Genomic DNA, 15,468 nt, shown 5'->3' with positions numbered 1-15,468 from the left:
GCAGGGGTGTCAGGCTTCCGGGGGCTCAAGCCTCCGGGTCACGCGCGACCGCCCGTCATACCACAGGACGCCGCCGGCTTCATCCCGATTGGTGGTTTATCCGCGGGCACCGGGGAAGACCCGGCCGGCGAGTTCGCACAGTCCGGCGCCGCTGCCGAAATGGTAGGCCACGCGGCGGATGGTCCCCTCGACGAAGGACGGGTCGCCGGCATGGACCAGCAGGGCGAGCCCGAGCGCGAGAGCCCCCAATAGCCAGGGCGAGACGCGCAGGCGCGGCGCGCCGTCCTTCCGGCTGGTCCACAGGAACAGCAGGACCGACAGGCCGCCGATCAGCAGCCCGGCCACCACCTCCGCCCCCGAATGGGCCGATACCGCGACACGGGACGCGCCGATGGCCAGCACCAGGGCCACCGCCGCCAAAGGCAGGCCGATCCTGAGCCAGACGGAGCGGGCGTCTCGCGCGGCCAGTGCAGCCACGGAACCGTAGAAGACGGTAGCGAAGGCGGCGTGCCCGCTGGGGCTGACGAAACGGTCGCCGGCGAACAGCGAGGGGAACAGCGGAAAGTCCGGCAGGCCGCAGCCATGCCCCACCAGCTTCAGCACCACCATGACACCGAGGCAGAGCGACAGCGCCAGCAGCCAGCGCAGCGCCAGCGGCGCCGAATGGTGCCGCCAGAGGGCGGTGGCGTAGAGGGCGGAAAGCGGGACGAGAAGGCTGCTGCTGCCCAGATGGGTGATGGCGCCGCTGGCGGTGGCGAACATCGGGACCCCGTGCATGGTGGTGGTGGAGGCGGCGAAGGAAGGAACGGCTTTGCCAGATGGTGCGGCGCAGCACGAACGACAAGGGCCGGGAAATTCCGCCCCGCCCTACCCCTCCACCTGATCGGCGCGCGCGTCGGCGATGACGCAGTTGCGGCCGGACCGCTTCGCCTCGTACAGCGCCTCGTCGGCGCGGCGGATGAGGCCCTCGGCCGTGTCGCCCAGTCGGCCGCCGATGGAGATGCCGATGGAGACGGTCACGTTGATCTCGCCGCGGTCGGCCGACACGGCGAAGGGGGTGTCGGCGATGCGCGAGCGCAGGCGCTCGGCGACGATCAGCGCAGCCTCTCCGTCGGTGTCCGGCAGGATGACGACGAACTCCTCACCACCCAGCCGGGCGACGAGGTCGAAGGTGCGCAGGTTGCGGCTGGCGCGCGCCGACACCTCGCGCAGCACCTCGTCGCCGATGGCGTGGCCGTAGGTGTCGTTGACGACCTTGAAGTGGTCGATGTCGAACATCAGCACCGACACCGGCTTGTGGCTGTCGATGGCGCGTTCCAGCAGCCGCGGCAGATGGGCGTTGACATAGCGGCGGTTGAAGACGCCGGTCAGGCTGTCGGTCAGCGCCATAGACAGGCTCTGCTCGTAATTGGAGCGCAGCCGTTCCTGATAGCGCTTGCGCCGGATCTGGGTGCGGGCGCGGGCCAGCAGCTCGTTCCGGTCGACCGGCTTGACGACGTAGTCGTTGGCGCCGAGTTCCAGCCCCTTGGCCACCTGCCCCAGATCGCCCTCGTCCACCATCAGCAGGATCGGCACCTGCCGCGTCCGCTCGTGCGAGCGCAGCTGCGAACAGAGCCGCAGCCCGTCCTCGTTCAGCAGGGTCAGGCTGACCACCACGAGGTCCAGTTCGCTTCCCAGCGCGCGTTCCAACGCCTTGGCGCAGGTGTCGGCCGACATCACCGTGTTGTGGTCGCGCCGCAGGGTCTCCGTCACCTTCTCCAGGTCGAGCATGGAATCCTCCAGCACCAGCACGGTGGCGTGCTCGAAGGATTCGCTCAGCATGGTGCCGCTGCGCTCGATGACGCCGAACTGGCCGGACGTGCTTTCGCGCAGCCGCCATTCGTCCATCATCATCTTCAGGCGGACCAGCGAGCGCACGCGCGCGAACAGCGCGATGTCGTTCACCGGCTTGGTCAGGAAATCGTCGGCCCCGGCCTCCAGCCCGCGCACCCGGTCGGCGATGTCGGACAGCGCCGTCACCATCACGACGGGGATGTGCATCGTGGCGGGGTCGGAGCGGATCTTCTCGCACACCTCGAACCCGTCCATGCCCGGCATCATCACGTCCAGCAGGACGATGTCCGGCGATTCCCGCCGCACCATCTCCAGCGCGTCCGGCCCGTTGTACGCCGTCAGCACATTGAAGTACTCGCGCGTCAGCTTCGCCGCGAGCAGCTTCACATTGGGCAGAACATCATCGACGACAAGGACACGCGCGGACATCGAAAGGCAAATTCCTGCAGAATTGCTACAGAGAAAACCGACTTACCCGAGAAACTTCTTGACGGTTTCGAGGAACTTCACGACCGAAATGGGCTTCGCCACATAATCCTCGCAGCCGCCCTGGCGAATCTTTTCCTCGTCGCCCTTCATCGCGAAGGCGGTGACGGCCACGACAGGGATCGATTTCAGATCGGGATCGTCCTTGATCCAGCGGGTGACCTCCAGCCCCGACACCTCGGGCAGCTGGATGTCCATCAGGATCAGGTCGGGATGGTGCTGGCGGGCCAGCCGCATCGCATCCATGCCGTCGCGGGTCTGCAGCGTGTCGTAGCCGTGCGCTTCGAGCAGGTCATGAAAGAGCTTCATGTTCAGCTCGTTGTCCTCGACGATGAGGACGGTCTTCGTCGGCTTACCACCGGCCAAGGTTGGACCGCCCGGCTCCGCTGACATGCATCCTCCCCTGGGTCTGGCCCCCGCCTTCACGCCATCCGATACCCGGTTGCGCCCGCCATTCGACCATCGGGCGGCTGGTACCCGTGCGGCATCGCACTCCGGTATACCCCCTTTCTGAATAGGTCGCGACGGTTAAATAGTCGTTACCTGACCAATGGACGTCACCCCTGACGCCGTCCAATCGCCCTGTCCGGACAGGAAAAAGCCGCCAGCGTCGGGCGCGGGCGGCTTTGTGCGGGCAATCGAGGGACGGGCGTTGCGGCTCAGGCGGCGCGCTTGGTCTTCCGCTTGGCGTCTCGGCGGCGGGCCCCCTTGGCGCCGTACATCATGGCGTCGGCACGGCGCATCACCTCGTCCTCGCTGTCGTCGGCGCCATAGGGCTGGGTGCCGACGGAGAAGCGGACCGGCAGGCTGTGCCCACCCCATTCCACATGGGTGGCGTCGGCGATGGCCGCCAACTGCCGGGCGCGGGCGAGGCCGCTGGCGGTGTCGGTGTTGGTCAGCAGCACGGCGAACTCGTCGCCGCCCAGCCGGGCGACCACATCCTCCTGGCGGACATTGCCGACGATCATGCGCGCGACCTGCCGCAGATAGGCGTCGCCGGCGACGTGGCCGTGGGTGTCGTTGATCGCCTTGAACCCGTCCAGGTCGATCATGACCAGCAGGCCGCCGGCGGACCCGTTGCGGCGGGCAGACGCCAGTTCGCGGCGGAAATGGCTGTAGAAACCGCGCCGGTTCAGCAGCCCGGTCAACTCGTCCGTCATCGTCAGGCTTTCGAGGTAGGCGATGCGCTCCTGCAACTCGGCGATCGTCTCCTTTGCCTCGGCGAGCAGTTCGATCGTCTCGTCCAGCGTCTGGCGCTCGGTCCCCCGCAGAAGCCCGACGCGCGAAGCCAGCGCGACCGGCGACCAGCCCACCGGCACGTCGAAACGGTCGGAGGCATGATGCTTCAGGTCCAGGGCGGCGACGATGGCGTTCATGGGGTCGGCTCCTCTGATGAAGGTCGGAACACTTCGACCTCATCCAAGCAACCATCGTGCCAACCCAACGGACCCCGCGGATACCAAGCATTTTATCGATCGGCGGCGAATTGTGCCTGCCGATCACCGGCCGGGTATGGAGCGTCTTTCCCACCCGGCCGGCATCTTCTGCCCACCGCCGCTCTTTGGTGGCAGGAAATCCCTGCCGGGCGGCGGTCGCACCGACCTCACGGCGGCGGTTCACACCACCCGGTCGGGCGCCGGACGGCCGGCCATCACCGCGTCGATGTTGTCCAGGGCCTTGAACCCCATGGCATTGCGGGTCTCCACCGTGGCGCTGCCCAGATGCGGAAGCAGGAAGGCGTTGGGCAGGTCGCGATAGCCGGGATGCAGGTTGGGTTCGTTCTCGAACACGTCGAGCCCGGCCGCCGCCAGCCGTCCCCTCTTCAGCGCGTCGATCACGGCGGCGTCGTCCACCACGCTGCCGCGCGCGGTGTTGACCAGAATGGCCCCCGGCGGCAACCGCTCGATCCGCTGGGCGTTCAGCCAATGGCGGGTTTCCGCCGTGGCAGGGAAGTGGAGCGACAGGACATCGCAGACCGCCAGCATCTCCTCCGGGTCGGCATGGTGGGTGGCGCCGAGTTCCAGTTCCGGGGGCAGGCGGCGGCGGTTGCTGTAGTGGATCGCCATGCCGAAGGCGCGGGCGCGGGCCGCCACCGCCTGGCCGATGCGGCCCATGCCGACGATGCCCAGCCGCTTGCCGCCGATATGGCTTCCCATCAGCTGGGTCGGGGTCCAACCGGTCCAGGCATTCGCCCGGATCATCCGCTCTCCCTCGGACGCACGGCGCGCGGCACCCAGCAGGAGAAGCAGAGCGATGTCGGCGGTGGCGTCGGTCAGCACGTCGGGCGTGTTGGTGACGGTCAGGCCGCGGGCGCGCGCCGCCTCCAGGTCGATGTGGTCCGTCCCGACGGAGAAGGTCGCCAGCACCCGCACCCGTTCCGGCAGGGCGGCGATGGCGGCGTCGTCGAGCCGATCGCCGGCACAGCACAGCACGGCATCGGCCCCGGTCTCCGCGGCGCGGGCGGCGATCTCCGCCCCGCTGAACGCCCGGTCTTCGGGGTTGAGGATCGCCCGGTAATCGCGCGACGCCCGCGCCTCCACCGCATCGGGAAGGCGGCGGGTCAGCAGCACCACGGGACGGGCGGCGGCGTCCAGCGGGGTCTCGGCAGGGCTTGTCATTCCGGCTGTTCCCTTCCATTGATTAGGAATCAAGGGTGGCGGCTCTTTCGGACCGCGGCAAAAACACCCATACTTCACCCAGAGCCGTCAATCACCTGTGGATCCCGTCTTGCTCGACCGTCTCTCTGCCCTGCCGGCGACCGTCGGCACGGTCCTCGCCGCCGCCGTCACCGCCGGTGCGCTCCTCGCGGCCACTCCCGTCCTGGCACAGCCGGCCGCCACCTCCATGGCGGCGGTCGCAGCCAAGATCCAGCCGCACCGGGCGATCTACGCCATGTCGCTGGGATCGGCGCGCAACGGGTCGAAGGTCAGCGACGTCCGCGGCCGCATGATGTTCGAATGGGCCGACGCCTGCGATGGCTGGACGACGGAACAGCGCTTCCAGCTGCGCTTCGTCTACAGCGAGGGCGACGACATGGCGATGAACACCAACTACACGACGTGGGAGGCGAAGAACGGCATGCGCTACCGCTTCAACGTCCGCAAGCTGGTGAACGGCGAGCTGGACGAGGAGGTGCGCGGCGAGGCGAACCTGCAGGCCGACGGCGCCGGCACCGCCCAGTTCACCAAGCCGGAACCGCAGGAGATGGAGCTGCCGGCCGGCACCATGTTCCCCACCGCCCACACGCTGGCGATCCTCGATCATGCCGAGCGGAACGAGCCCTTCTTCACCCGCACCATCTTCGACGGATCGGATGCGGAGGGGCCGACGGAGGTGTCGACCGTCGCCGGCAAGCCGGGCGCGCCGAAGGAAGCCGGCAAGGATCCGCTGCTGAAGGTGGGCAAATCCTGGCCGGTCCGCATGGCCTTCTTCCCGCTGCAGAGCGATTCGGCGCAGCCGGAATATGAGATGAGCCTGCGCCTGCTGGAGAACGGCATCGCCGAGTCCATGCAGATCGACTATGGCGATTTCACCGTCAACGCCGTGCTGGAGAAGATCGAGGCGCTGCCGAAATCGGGCTGCTGACGGTTGGCCGCCCCGTGACAATCATGCCTGCATCATCGCATCAGGTGGAAGAACGGCTGTTTCCCTGTTGATCGCGACTCGTTGCTGCGTTTAACTGTGGGTTGAGTTTTGCGCAACAGGCCGACTCGGCCCCATCGAGGGGGTGCGGGCGGCCGTCGAAGGGTTTGTCCGTCATGAGCAAGAAGCATGTCCAGATCGGGCAGGTTTTCCAACCGGTCGGTACGGCCGGCGGCCGCGGTTGGCGGGTGACGGCGACGGTCAACCTGCTGGGCATCCCCCACGCCCGCGTCGTCAGCACCGAAGACGACGGCGTGTCGAAGACCCTGAGCTGCTCGGTTCTGGCCGACACCAGCCACTATCGCTTGATCGCGGCGGCACCGTCGGGCGGGATGGCGGCGTAACGTTTTCGCCAAAAATCACTGTTTTACGAAAGCACTCGCCCCCTCCCTAACCCTCCCCCTCTTCGAGGGAGAGGGAACTGGCGTCGCATTGCAAACCTTTCCCTCTCCCACCGAAGGTGGGGGAGGGAGGGACCCACGCGCCAGCGTGGGAGGGAGGGGGCGAAACGCTTAACCCTCCCCTACTCCTCCCCCCGCCGCTCGCGCAGCTTGGCCCAATAGTCCAGCCGCTTGCGCAGGTCGCGCTCGAATCCCCGTTCCACCGGCTGGTAGAACTCGCGCCGAGCCATGCCTTCGGGGAAGTAGTTCTGGCCGGAGAAACCCTCCGCCGTATCGTGGTCGTATTCGTAGCCCTTGCCGTAGCCGATGGTCTTCATCAGCTTGGTCGGCGCGTTCAGGATATGCTTGGGCGGCATCAGCGAGCCCGTCTCCTTCGCCGCGCGCACCGATGCCTTGTAGGCGGTATAGCCGGCGTTCGACTTCGGCGCCGTCCCCAGATAGATGACCAGCTGAGCCAGCGCCAGCTCGCCCTCGGGGCTGCCGAGCCGCTCATAGGCCTCCCACGCCGCGATGGCCTGGGTCAGGGCGTTGGGATCGGCCAGCCCGACATCCTCCACGGCAAAACGGGTCAGGCGCCGGGCGATGTAGCGCGGGTCCTCCCCGCCGTCCAGCATGCGGCTGTACCAGTAGAGCGCCGCGTCGGTGTCGGACCCGCGCAACGATTTGTGCAGGGCGCTGATGAGGTTGTAATGCCCCTCCTGCGCCTTGTCGTACAGCGGGGCGCGGCGCTGGATGGTGGCGGCGAGCGCATTGGTGTCCAGCACCGTCTCGCCGGGCAGTGCGAACAGCTCCTCGCACAGGTTCAGGCAGAATCGGCCGTCGCCGTCGGCCATCGCCTTCACCGCGGCGCGCGCATCGGCATCCAGCGGCAGGGGCCGGCCCATCTCCGCCTCCGCCCGCGACAGCAGCTTTTCCAGCGCCGTGTCGTCCAGCCGGTTCAGAACGAACACCTGGGCTCGCGACAGCAAGGCGGCGTTCAGTTCGAAGGACGGATTCTCGGTGGTGGCGCCCACCAGCGTGACGGTGCCATCCTCGACGAAGGGCAGGAAGCCATCCTGCTGCGAGCGGTTGAAGCGGTGGATCTCGTCGATGAACAGCAGGGTGCCCTGCCCCGCCACCCGCCGGGCACGCGCGGCGTCGAAGACCTTGCGCAGGTCGGCGACGCCGGAGAAGACCGCCGACAGCGGTTCGAAATGCAGGTCGGTGCTGTGGGCCAGCAGGCGGGCGATGGTGGTCTTGCCGCAGCCGGGCGGTCCCCACAGGATCATGGAGGCCAGCCGCCGCGCCGCGACCATGCGGCCGAGCGGCCCGTCCGGCTTCAGCAGATGGTCCTGGCCTACCACCTCGTCCAGCGTGCGCGGGCGCAGCCGGTCGGCGAGCGGGCGGGGAGCCGCCGACTCGAACAGCCCGGCATCCCCGCCCGACTCGCCGCGTTTCGCCATGGCCGCTGCCTCAGCGCGCCGCGCCGCAGCGCTGGTAGCACTGCTTCAGCTGGAAGCTGCAGTTGTCGGTCGGGCTGAAGGGAGTCGAATTGGCGCGGTCGATGCCGCCCTGGTTGCGCGCGGCCACCGAATCCATGCACACATTGTGGCTACGCTCGCACTGGGCCTGGCAGGAGGCGCCGACATCGGCGCCGGTGCCGTTATCCAGGCGCAGCGACTGGTCGTCGGCGCCGCCGCGCGGAGTCGAGGGGCCGGGCACGATGGTGACGGTGGGCGCCGGGCCCGAAGCGGCCGGACGGTCGGATGGACGGTCGGCGCAGGCCGACAGGCCGAGCAAGGCGACGGCCACCAGCGGGGCGATGAGACGGACCGGACGGAACATAGCCACGACGGCTCCTATTCTTCTTGTTGTGAGGACGGCCGCGGGCATGGCGGAATGCCACACCCCTCTGGACCATCCCCCGTTCGGTCCCCACTATGCCGACAACCGCATCAAGAAGGGAATGACTGAAATGACACCGGAATCGGACGGCAGATCAACACGCAACCCGCCGCGCCACCGCTCCCTGCGGCTGCTGCTGGCGCTGCTGGTCCTTGGTCTGGTCATGCTGGCCTCGCGCGCGCTGGCCCTGCCCAACATCGGAATGGGCGAGATGATCATCCCAATGTTGGGCGGGCTGTTCGTGGCGGTCGCCATCGTCATGATCGTGCGCCGCGACCGTGCCGACCGCGACGCCCTGCCCCCGTCCCGGCGCAACCGCCAGGACCAGGGCATGCCCGACTGATCAAACTGGCCTGATCAAACGAACTTGAAGCTGAGCAGGCCGCCGACCACCACGACCAGAAGGACGGTGGCCACCAGCATCAGGCGCTTTTCGATGATCTGCTGAACCTGCGGCCCGTAGAAGTGCAGCAGGATGGCGATCATGTAGAATCGGGAAAAGCGCGCGACGATCGAACAGAGGATGAAGACCGTCAGGTCCAGATGGGCGAATCCGGCGGTGATCGTCAGCAGCTTGTAGGGGATCGGCGTCACCCCCTTCAGGATCAGGAACCAGGGGCCGAACTCGGCGAACATCTCCTGGAAATGCTGGAACGACTCCTGCGCATTGTAGAAGTCGATGATCATCCGTCCGACGCTCTCGAACAGATAGAAGCCCAGCGCATAGCCCAGCAGCCCGCCCAGCAGCGACGCCAGCGCGCAGATGTTGGTGTAGAACCACAGCTTCTTGGGCTTCTCCAGGCACATCGGCACCAGCATCACGTCCGGCGGCAACGGGAAGAAGGAGCTTTCGGCGAAGGAGATCGCCGACATCCACCAAACGGCATCGTCGCGGGCGGAGAGGCGCTGGAGGCGCGTGTAAAGGGAACGCAACATTCGACCGGCCACATAAGAGAAAACCCTTCCTCCGGGGGGTGCCCCGAAGGAAGGGTCTAATATATCACCGATATCGGCGGTTCCGTCCTGCACAACACGGGGTCCTGGGACCCGATGCCGCACGGGGCGGGAAACCGGCGCGATGCCCGGTCATGTTACTCGGCGGTCTCGCCTTCGGCCTCGGCGGCATCCTGCGTCGGGCCGGAGTTCTGGCCCTTGGCGGAGACATCGCGCTCGACCAGCTCGAACACGGCCATGTCGGCGGCATCGCCATAGCGGAAGCCGGCCTTCAGGACGCGGCTGTAGCCACCCTGACGGTCCTTGTAGCGGTCCGCCAGAACGGTGAACAGCTTGGTGACCGTCTCGTTGTCGCGCAGCTGGGCGAAAGCCAGACGACGGTTGGCCAGGCCACCCTTCTTGCCGAGCGTGATCAGCTTGTCGACGATTGGACGCAGGTCCTTCGCCTTCGGCAGGGTGGTGGTGATCTGCTCGTGCTTGATCACCGCGTTCGCCATGTTCGAGAACATGGCCTTGCGGTGGCTGCTGGTCTTGCTGAACTTACGTCCCGAAACGCCGTGACGCATGGCGGTCCTCCTTCATGGCTTGGCCCCCCTCGGGGAGCCGATCGTGAACCCCGCCGCCCAGTCGAAATGCTGGTACGGCTGCGGGGTCGGGCCGTGTCGGCCCTGGGAAACGCGCCCTTCCCGCCTGACGACGGAAAGGGCGCGGAAAACGCGAGATGCTTAGTACGGCTCTTCCAGACGCTTGGCCAGCTCTTCGATGTTCTCCGGCGGCCAGTTCGGGATTTCCATACCGAGGTGCAGGCCCATCTGGGACAGCACTTCCTTGATCTCGTTCAGCGACTTGCGGCCGAAGTTCGGGGTGCGGAGCATTTCCGCCTCCGTCTTCTGCACCAGGTCGCCGATGTAGACGATGTTGTCGTTCTTGAGGCAGTTGGCCGAACGGACCGACAGCTCCAGCTCGTCCACCTTGCGGAGCAGGTTCTTGTTGAACGGAACCTCCTCGTGCTTCTCCTCGGAGACGGCGTGCGTCGGCTCCTCGAAGTTGATGAACAGCTGCAGCTGGTCCTGCAGGATGCGGGCGGCCAGAGCCACCGCGTCGTCCGGCTTGACCGAACCGTTGGTCTCCACCGTCATCGACAGGCGGTCATAGTCGGTGACCTGCCCGACGCGGGCATTGTCGACCTTGTAGGACACCTTGCGCACGGGCGAGAACAGGGCGTCGATCGGGATCAGGCCGATGGGCGCGTCTTCCGGACGGTTCTGGCTGGCCGGGACATAGCCCTTGCCGGTCTCGACCGTCAGTTCCATGTTCAGGCGCGCGCCGTTGTCCAGCGTGCAGATCACCAGTTCCGGATCCATGACCTGGATGTCGGGACCGGTCTCGATCATGCCGGCCTTGACCTCGCCCGGGCCTTCGGCGCGCAGACGCATGCGCTTCGGGCCGTCGCCGCCCATGCGCAGACCCATCGTCTTGATGTTCAGGACGATGTCGGTCACGTCCTCGCGGACGCCGGGAATGGACGAGAACTCGTGCAGCACACCGTCGATGTGGATCGAGGTGACGGCGGCACCCTGCAGCGAGGAGAGCAGGATACGGCGCAGCGCGTTGCCGAGGGTCAGACCGAAGCCGCGTTCCAGCGGCTCGGCGACCACGGTCGCGAAGCGGTCGGCGTCGTCACCGGGCTGGATGTCCAGCTTGCTCGGCTTAATCAGTTCCTGCCAGTTCTTCTGAAGCACGGATCGACCTCAAGATGCCATCGGGTGGACACGAACCCGCGGGGCCCGAACCATTCCCATGCTGAGGGGGCCGCGATGGCAGCGGCCCCCTGTCCCGGAACGGTCGGTCCCCGCGGGTGCGGAAACGGTACTGGATCAGACGCGACGCTTCTTCGGCGGGCGAACGCCGTTGTGCGGGATCGGCGTGACGTCGCGGATCGAGGTGATCTGGAAGCCGATCGACTGCAGGGCGCGCAGGGCGGACTCACGCCCCGAACCCGGACCCTTCACTTCGACTTCCAGGGTCTTCATGCCGTGTTCCTGGGCCTTGCGGCCGGCGTCCTCGGCAGCGACCTGGGCGGCGTAGGGCGTCGACTTGCGCGAACCCTTGAAGCCCATGGTGCCCGACGACGACCAGGCAATGGTGTTGCCCTGCGCGTCGGTGATGGTGATCATCGTGTTGTTGAACGAGGCGTTCACGTGAGCGACGCCGGCGGTGATGTTCTTGCGCTCGCGACGACGCAGGCGCTGAGAAGCGGCGGAGGGCTTGGCCATTTTGCGTTCGTCCTCTTACTTCTTCTTGCCGGCGATCGGCTTGGCCGGACCCTTGCGGGTGCGGGCGTTCGTGTGGGTGCGCTGGCCGCGGACCGGCAGGCCCTTGCGGTGACGCAGGCCACGGTAGCAGCCCAGGTCCATCAGACGCTTGATGTTCATAGCGACTTCACGACGAAGATCGCCCTCGACGCGGTAGTCGGCGTCGATGGTTTCGCGGATCTTCAGGACTTCGTCGTCCGTCAGCTCGTTCACGCGACGCTCGGCCGGGATTTCCAGCTTCGCGCAGATTTCCTTGGCCTTGAAGGGGCCGATGCCATGGATGTAGGTCAACCCGATCTCCACGCGCTTCTGCGCGGGGATGTTGACGCCAGCGATACGCGCCACGTTACTCTCCTCGATCTCGATATCTCAACGGCAGCCCGTCGGGCCACCTACACACCGAGCAAATCCCGTCGGGCACAAGGCCGCGACCAGGAACGCACAATGTTACCCGCCACCCGGTGGGGCGGCGAGAGGGTGGGACTATAGAAAAACCCCGGAACTTGTCAAGGCCGATTACTCGGCAGGAACCGCCGGCCGCACAAGCCCCGGCGCGGTATCGAGCGGTTCGCGGCCGGGGTCGGTGTCATTGACCGCCATATCCCTGGCCGGAACCGGGCTCCGCGGCAGTCGCCCTGCATTCAGAAGCGCGCGGTCGCGGTTCACCTGCGGCAGGTCGAGACTCAGCTTCAGCTCGATGTTGCGCCAGATCTGGCGCAGGCGCTGGACATGCAGATCCTCGCCGATGGCCTGCACCACCGAGTCCAGGTTCTCCAGCGTGATGCCGCGGTCGGCCACCAGCACCGTGCCCTTGCCGTCCGTCTTGGGGCAGTTCAGCGCCTGGACCAGCCGAGGCCGCGACTCCGGCCGCGCCATGAAACGCTCGATGTCGAAGATGGTCCGCACATTGACGACCCGCAGCGCCTCGATCTGGTCGAGGTCGAGCGCGAGAATCAGCTGGGCCTGGGCCACCCAGTCCATCGTTTCGTAGATGCCGTAGGGCGTCTCCACGAACAGCAGGATCGGATTCGCGGTGGCGAGGTTCTGCACATCCTCGATCTCGAACTCGGCCAGCCGGAATTTGATGGACGAGTCGATGCCCAGGATCATGTCGATCGGATATTCGCGGATGAAAGCCTGCGCCCGCGGGTCGATCCGCCGGATTTGCAGCTGCGGCACCCGGCTGAGCAGCGTCTGCAAGCCGAGCTTGGGGAAGAATCCGATCAGGAACGCCACGATCAGCTCCGGGACCCGGTCGCCGACCGCCCCTTCCGGCACCATCTGCGCCAGATCCATATAGCCGTGGTGCAGGGTGACCGCGGTAACGCAGGCCAGGATGATGTGGCCGGTCACGCGCAGGAAGGAGATCGGCGACAGGTCGTAGTTGGAGATTCGGCGAATCAGGTAATTGATCGACCAGACATAGGCGCCGAAGAAGGTGAAGGACAGCACCGCCACGGTCTGAAGCTGATAATGCACCAGATCGACCGGCGTGACCCCGTCGACTCCGTACAGCGTCATCCCGCTGAACAGTGGCTGGAAATGGTCCAGGCGATCCTTGCCCAGCAGCATGCCGCTGGAAGTCAGGAAACCGCTGAAGGACACCATGATGAAAACCAGGACGGGAAAGAAATAAGCCCGCCACTCCGACGGTTGCGTGTTGTCCGGTCCTTGCGGCAAGGCGCGGTATTTGTAGGCAGCGAACTCGAAGGACGGGATCAGCTGGTCGTGCTCGCGCCCCTCGATGCGGAAGACCGACTCCAGGTCGGCGATGATCTTCTGCCTGACATTCTTGATGTTGGTACGGCCGATGAAGATCGTCAGCGGCAGAATGAAGGACAGGCCGAGCAGGCCCAGTGCGCTAAGCACCCGCAATTCGCCGATGAGATGGATGGCTTGGTCGAACATCGTACCCCCGGCACCCGGCCCAGCCGCACCGATTGCGGACGCGCAGGATTGAGACGGCGACCGCCCATTGGTCGCATCACCGAAGGTTATACCTCCATCGCGCGTCTTTTGGGAGATTATTGCTCGTGACAATCGGTAGCAGCCGATCCTGCCGGCCTGCCTAGAGGTCGGTACCGGCGGCGCGGTGCCGGAGGGCGTCGGCCTGTGCCCGCACCCGGCCGAGATGCGGGTTGATCTTCAGCGCCGCATCGAAGGCTCGCAACGCCGGCTTCTCGTCACCCAGCGCCAGATAGACCAACCCCAGTTCCACCAGCGCCCCGAAATGGCGCGGCTCCAGCGACAAGGCGTGGCGCAGGTCCAGCATGGCCGACCGGTAGTCGCCCAGCATGTAATGGGTCGCGGCGCGCTTGTTCCAGCCTTCGGCATAGGAGGGGTCGCGGGCAACCACCGCATCGAAGGCGCGCAGAGCCGACTCGTAATCGTCGCCGTTCAGGCTGAGCACGCCGGCGCGCATGTCGCGGACCATCGCCGGGTCGGGATGGTCGAGCCAGAAGTCCCAGATATGCTCCTCAACCGATTCGGCATAGGCCGCGTCGGTGGTGCTGTGCAAGGCCTGGAAAAGGCTGTCCAGACGCAGATTCCCCTGCCCCGCCCCGGCCGGCACCCCGAGGGTCAGCAGCAAAAGCACTGTCAAGGAAAAGAAGCGCCGAATCATCATGCTCCAAATTTGGGCACGGATTCGACGCTCTGCCAACTATTTTTTGGTTGCAAATCGCTAAAGAATTGGTCAGAGGCGCTGACTCGGTGCCATAAGCCGCCGATCTATGACCCTTACCCCATCGGTGCAGTCCTCGTCGGGTGACGGAACGGACTTGAGCCGGAAGTTCAGGATCCTCCCACAACCTCTTGAAACGGCGAACGGCCGGCGGATCGCTCCGCCGGCCGTCTGCTTTACCGGATGTGTCCCGATTGCCAGCCCGAAGATTCGGGCCGGGCGATCAGGCGGCCTTGTTGCGGCCGGCCACGATTTCGTCGGTGACGTTGCGCGGCACCGGCTCGTAGTGGCTGAACTCCATCGTGTAGGACGCACGGCCCGAGGTCATGCCGCGCAGCTGGCCGATGTAGCCGAACATTTCGTTCAGCGGGACATTGGCCTCGACGGCGATGTTCGAACCACGCTCCAGCTGGCCCAGGACGGTGCCGCGACGACGGTTCACGTCGCCGATGACGTCGCCCAGGTAATCGTCGGGGGTGACGATCTCGACCTTCATCACCGGCTCGAGCAGGATCGGACCGGCCTTCGGCAGAGCCTCGCGGAAGCAGGCCTTGGCGGCGATTTCGAACGTCAGGGCGTTCGAGTCGACGTCGTGGTACTTGCCGTCCACCAGGCGGGCGCTGAAGTCCACAGTCGGGTAGCCGGCGAGGACGCCGTCTTCCTTCTGCATCTCCAGGCCCTTCTTGACCGACGGGACATATTCGCGCGGGACCGTGCCGCCGACGGTCTCGTCGAGGAACTCGAAGCCCTCACCCCGCTCGCGCGGCGCAAAGACGATCTTCACCTCGGCGAACTGGCCCGAACCACCGGTCTGCTTCTTGTGGGTGTAGGTGTATTCGACCGGCTTGGTGATCGTCTCACGGTAGGCGACCTGGGGCTTGCCCATGTTGCCTTCCACGCCGAACTCCGTGCGCATACGGTCGAGCGTCACTTCCAGATGCAGCTCGCCCATGCCGCGCAGGATGGTCTGGCCGGTTTCACGGTCGGTCTCCAGGCGGAGCGACGGATCGGCGCGGACCATCTTGCCCAGAGCGATCGAGAACTTCTCCTGCTCGCCCTTGGTCTTCGGCTCGACCGAGACGCTGATGACGGGGTCGGGGAAGCGCATGCGCTCCAGGATGACCGGCGCGGAGGCGTCGCACAGCGTGTCACCGGTCTCGGTCTCCTGCAGGGAGACGAGCGCGATGATGTCGCCGGCGCGGGCTTCCTCGATCGGGTTGGCGTCCTTCGCGTACATCTCGACCATGCGGCCGATCTTCTCGCGCTTGCC

18 protein-coding genes are annotated in these 15,468 nt (G+C 66.3%); 3 read left to right on the top strand and 15 right to left on the bottom strand.

Annotated elements, in window-relative coordinates; all coding sequences use genetic code 11:
• Positions 1–96: 96 nt before the first annotated feature.
• The 5 genes from VD964_RS05330 to VD964_RS05310 form a co-directional block, all read right to left on the bottom strand.
• On the bottom strand, positions 97–762 hold the full coding sequence (locus VD964_RS05330) for a phosphatase PAP2 family protein (protein ID WP_324866312.1): 666 nt from the start codon (positions 760–762) through the stop codon (positions 97–99).
• 105 nt (positions 763–867) lie between these two features.
• On the bottom strand, positions 868–2,262 hold the full coding sequence (locus VD964_RS05325; RefSeq protein WP_324866310.1) for a PleD family two-component system response regulator: 1,395 nt from the start codon (positions 2,260–2,262) through the stop codon (positions 868–870).
• A 42-nt stretch (positions 2,263–2,304) separates the two neighbouring features.
• Positions 2,305–2,712 (bottom strand): response regulator, encoded by a 408-nt coding sequence (locus VD964_RS05320; RefSeq protein WP_324866309.1) that lies wholly within the window; start codon positions 2,710–2,712, stop codon positions 2,305–2,307.
• 266 nt (positions 2,713–2,978) lie between these two features.
• A complete protein-coding gene (locus VD964_RS05315) occupies positions 2,979–3,695 on the bottom strand; it encodes a GGDEF domain-containing protein (RefSeq protein ID WP_324866307.1) in 717 nt (238 codons plus the stop codon).
• A gap of 240 nt (positions 3,696–3,935) precedes the next feature.
• Complete coding sequence (locus VD964_RS05310; protein ID WP_324866305.1) at positions 3,936–4,937, bottom strand: D-glycerate dehydrogenase; 1,002 nt, start codon at positions 4,935–4,937, stop codon at positions 3,936–3,938.
• A gap of 109 nt (positions 4,938–5,046) precedes the next feature.
• On the opposite strand from VD964_RS05310, the gene VD964_RS05305 reads away from it, so the two are divergent.
• Entirely contained in the window at positions 5,047–5,904 is an 858-nt protein-coding gene (locus tag VD964_RS05305) for a cell envelope integrity EipB family protein (protein WP_324866303.1), read from the top strand.
• Positions 5,905–6,077: 173 nt separating this feature from the next.
• On the top strand, positions 6,078–6,305 hold the full coding sequence (locus VD964_RS05300) for a hypothetical protein (protein ID WP_149221943.1): 228 nt from the start codon (positions 6,078–6,080) through the stop codon (positions 6,303–6,305).
• A 179-nt stretch (positions 6,306–6,484) separates the two neighbouring features.
• On the opposite strand, the gene VD964_RS05295 is transcribed toward VD964_RS05300, so the two are convergent.
• Positions 6,485–7,804, bottom strand: a complete 1,320-nt coding sequence (locus tag VD964_RS05295; protein WP_324866300.1) for a replication-associated recombination protein A — start codon at positions 7,802–7,804, stop codon at positions 6,485–6,487.
• A 10-nt stretch (positions 7,805–7,814) separates the two neighbouring features.
• The gene (locus tag VD964_RS05290) at positions 7,815–8,192 is read right to left on the bottom strand and encodes a hypothetical protein (protein ID WP_324866298.1); all 378 of its coding nucleotides are present in this window, start codon (positions 8,190–8,192) and stop codon (positions 7,815–7,817) included.
• A gap of 40 nt (positions 8,193–8,232) precedes the next feature.
• Between VD964_RS05290 and VD964_RS05285 the strand changes: the two genes are divergently transcribed.
• Positions 8,233–8,589 carry a hypothetical protein gene (locus VD964_RS05285; protein WP_324866296.1) on the top strand — a complete coding sequence of 119 codons (357 nt, stop codon included), beginning with the start codon at positions 8,233–8,235 and terminating at the stop codon, positions 8,587–8,589.
• Positions 8,590–8,603: 14 nt separating this feature from the next.
• Here VD964_RS05285 and VD964_RS05280 read toward each other — a convergent pair whose 3' ends face one another.
• The 8 genes from VD964_RS05280 to VD964_RS05245 all read right to left on the bottom strand — a co-directional run.
• A complete protein-coding gene (locus VD964_RS05280; protein ID WP_149221946.1) occupies positions 8,604–9,182 on the bottom strand; it encodes a YqaA family protein in 579 nt (192 codons plus the stop codon).
• 155 nt (positions 9,183–9,337) lie between these two features.
• The gene (rplQ, locus tag VD964_RS05275; protein ID WP_149230052.1) at positions 9,338–9,766 is read right to left on the bottom strand and encodes a 50S ribosomal protein L17; all 429 of its coding nucleotides are present in this window, start codon (positions 9,764–9,766) and stop codon (positions 9,338–9,340) included.
• A gap of 159 nt (positions 9,767–9,925) precedes the next feature.
• Positions 9,926–10,942: a DNA-directed RNA polymerase subunit alpha gene (locus tag VD964_RS05270; RefSeq protein ID WP_085089782.1), complete on the bottom strand. Its 1,017-nt coding sequence runs from the start codon at positions 10,940–10,942 to the stop codon at positions 9,926–9,928.
• A gap of 135 nt (positions 10,943–11,077) precedes the next feature.
• Complete coding sequence (rpsK, locus tag VD964_RS05265; RefSeq protein ID WP_012974490.1) at positions 11,078–11,476, bottom strand: 30S ribosomal protein S11; 399 nt, start codon at positions 11,474–11,476, stop codon at positions 11,078–11,080.
• A 15-nt stretch (positions 11,477–11,491) separates the two neighbouring features.
• The gene (gene rpsM, locus VD964_RS05260; protein ID WP_012974491.1) at positions 11,492–11,860 is read right to left on the bottom strand and encodes a 30S ribosomal protein S13; all 369 of its coding nucleotides are present in this window, start codon (positions 11,858–11,860) and stop codon (positions 11,492–11,494) included.
• 171 nt (positions 11,861–12,031) lie between these two features.
• Positions 12,032–13,423 (bottom strand): hypothetical protein, encoded by a 1,392-nt coding sequence (locus VD964_RS05255; RefSeq protein ID WP_324866278.1) that lies wholly within the window; start codon positions 13,421–13,423, stop codon positions 12,032–12,034.
• Positions 13,424–13,583: 160 nt separating this feature from the next.
• On the bottom strand, positions 13,584–14,111 hold the full coding sequence (locus VD964_RS05250) for a tetratricopeptide repeat protein (protein ID WP_324866396.1): 528 nt from the start codon (positions 14,109–14,111) through the stop codon (positions 13,584–13,586).
• Between the two features lie 310 nt (positions 14,112–14,421).
• A partial coding sequence (locus tag VD964_RS05245; protein ID WP_414637095.1) for an elongation factor G occupies positions 14,422–15,468 on the bottom strand: 1,047 nt, incomplete at its 5' end.

Source organism: Azospirillum sp. (genome assembly GCF_035628975.1).
Taxonomy (GTDB): domain Bacteria; phylum Pseudomonadota; class Alphaproteobacteria; order Azospirillales; family Azospirillaceae; genus Azospirillum.
This window is presented reverse-complemented; position numbering and strand designations above follow the sequence as displayed.

Coding starts and splice junctions, on each gene's coding strand:
- VD964_RS05280 (WP_149221946.1), bottom strand. CDS start 9,182: ATGTTGCGTTCCCTTTACACGCGCCTCCAGCGCCTCTCCGCCCGCGAC.
- VD964_RS05295 (WP_324866300.1), bottom strand. CDS start 7,804: ATGGCGAAACGCGGCGAGTCGGGCGGGGATGCCGGGCTGTTCGAGTCG.
- VD964_RS05330 (WP_324866312.1), bottom strand. CDS start 762: ATGTTCGCCACCGCCAGCGGCGCCATCACCCATCTGGGCAGCAGCAGC.
- VD964_RS05310 (WP_324866305.1), bottom strand. CDS start 4,937: ATGACAAGCCCTGCCGAGACCCCGCTGGACGCCGCCGCCCGTCCCGTG.
- VD964_RS05320 (WP_324866309.1), bottom strand. CDS start 2,712: ATGTCAGCGGAGCCGGGCGGTCCAACCTTGGCCGGTGGTAAGCCGACG.
- VD964_RS05255 (WP_324866278.1), bottom strand. CDS start 13,423: ATGTTCGACCAAGCCATCCATCTCATCGGCGAATTGCGGGTGCTTAGC.
- rpsK (WP_012974490.1), bottom strand. CDS start 11,476: ATGGCCAAGCCCTCCGCCGCTTCTCAGCGCCTGCGTCGTCGCGAGCGC.
- VD964_RS05300 (WP_149221943.1), top strand. CDS start 6,078: ATGAGCAAGAAGCATGTCCAGATCGGGCAGGTTTTCCAACCGGTCGGT.
- VD964_RS05325 (WP_324866310.1), bottom strand. CDS start 2,262: ATGTCCGCGCGTGTCCTTGTCGTCGATGATGTTCTGCCCAATGTGAAG.
- VD964_RS05285 (WP_324866296.1), top strand. CDS start 8,233: ATGGCGGAATGCCACACCCCTCTGGACCATCCCCCGTTCGGTCCCCAC.
- VD964_RS05315 (WP_324866307.1), bottom strand. CDS start 3,695: ATGAACGCCATCGTCGCCGCCCTGGACCTGAAGCATCATGCCTCCGAC.
- rplQ (WP_149230052.1), bottom strand. CDS start 9,766: ATGCGTCACGGCGTTTCGGGACGTAAGTTCAGCAAGACCAGCAGCCAC.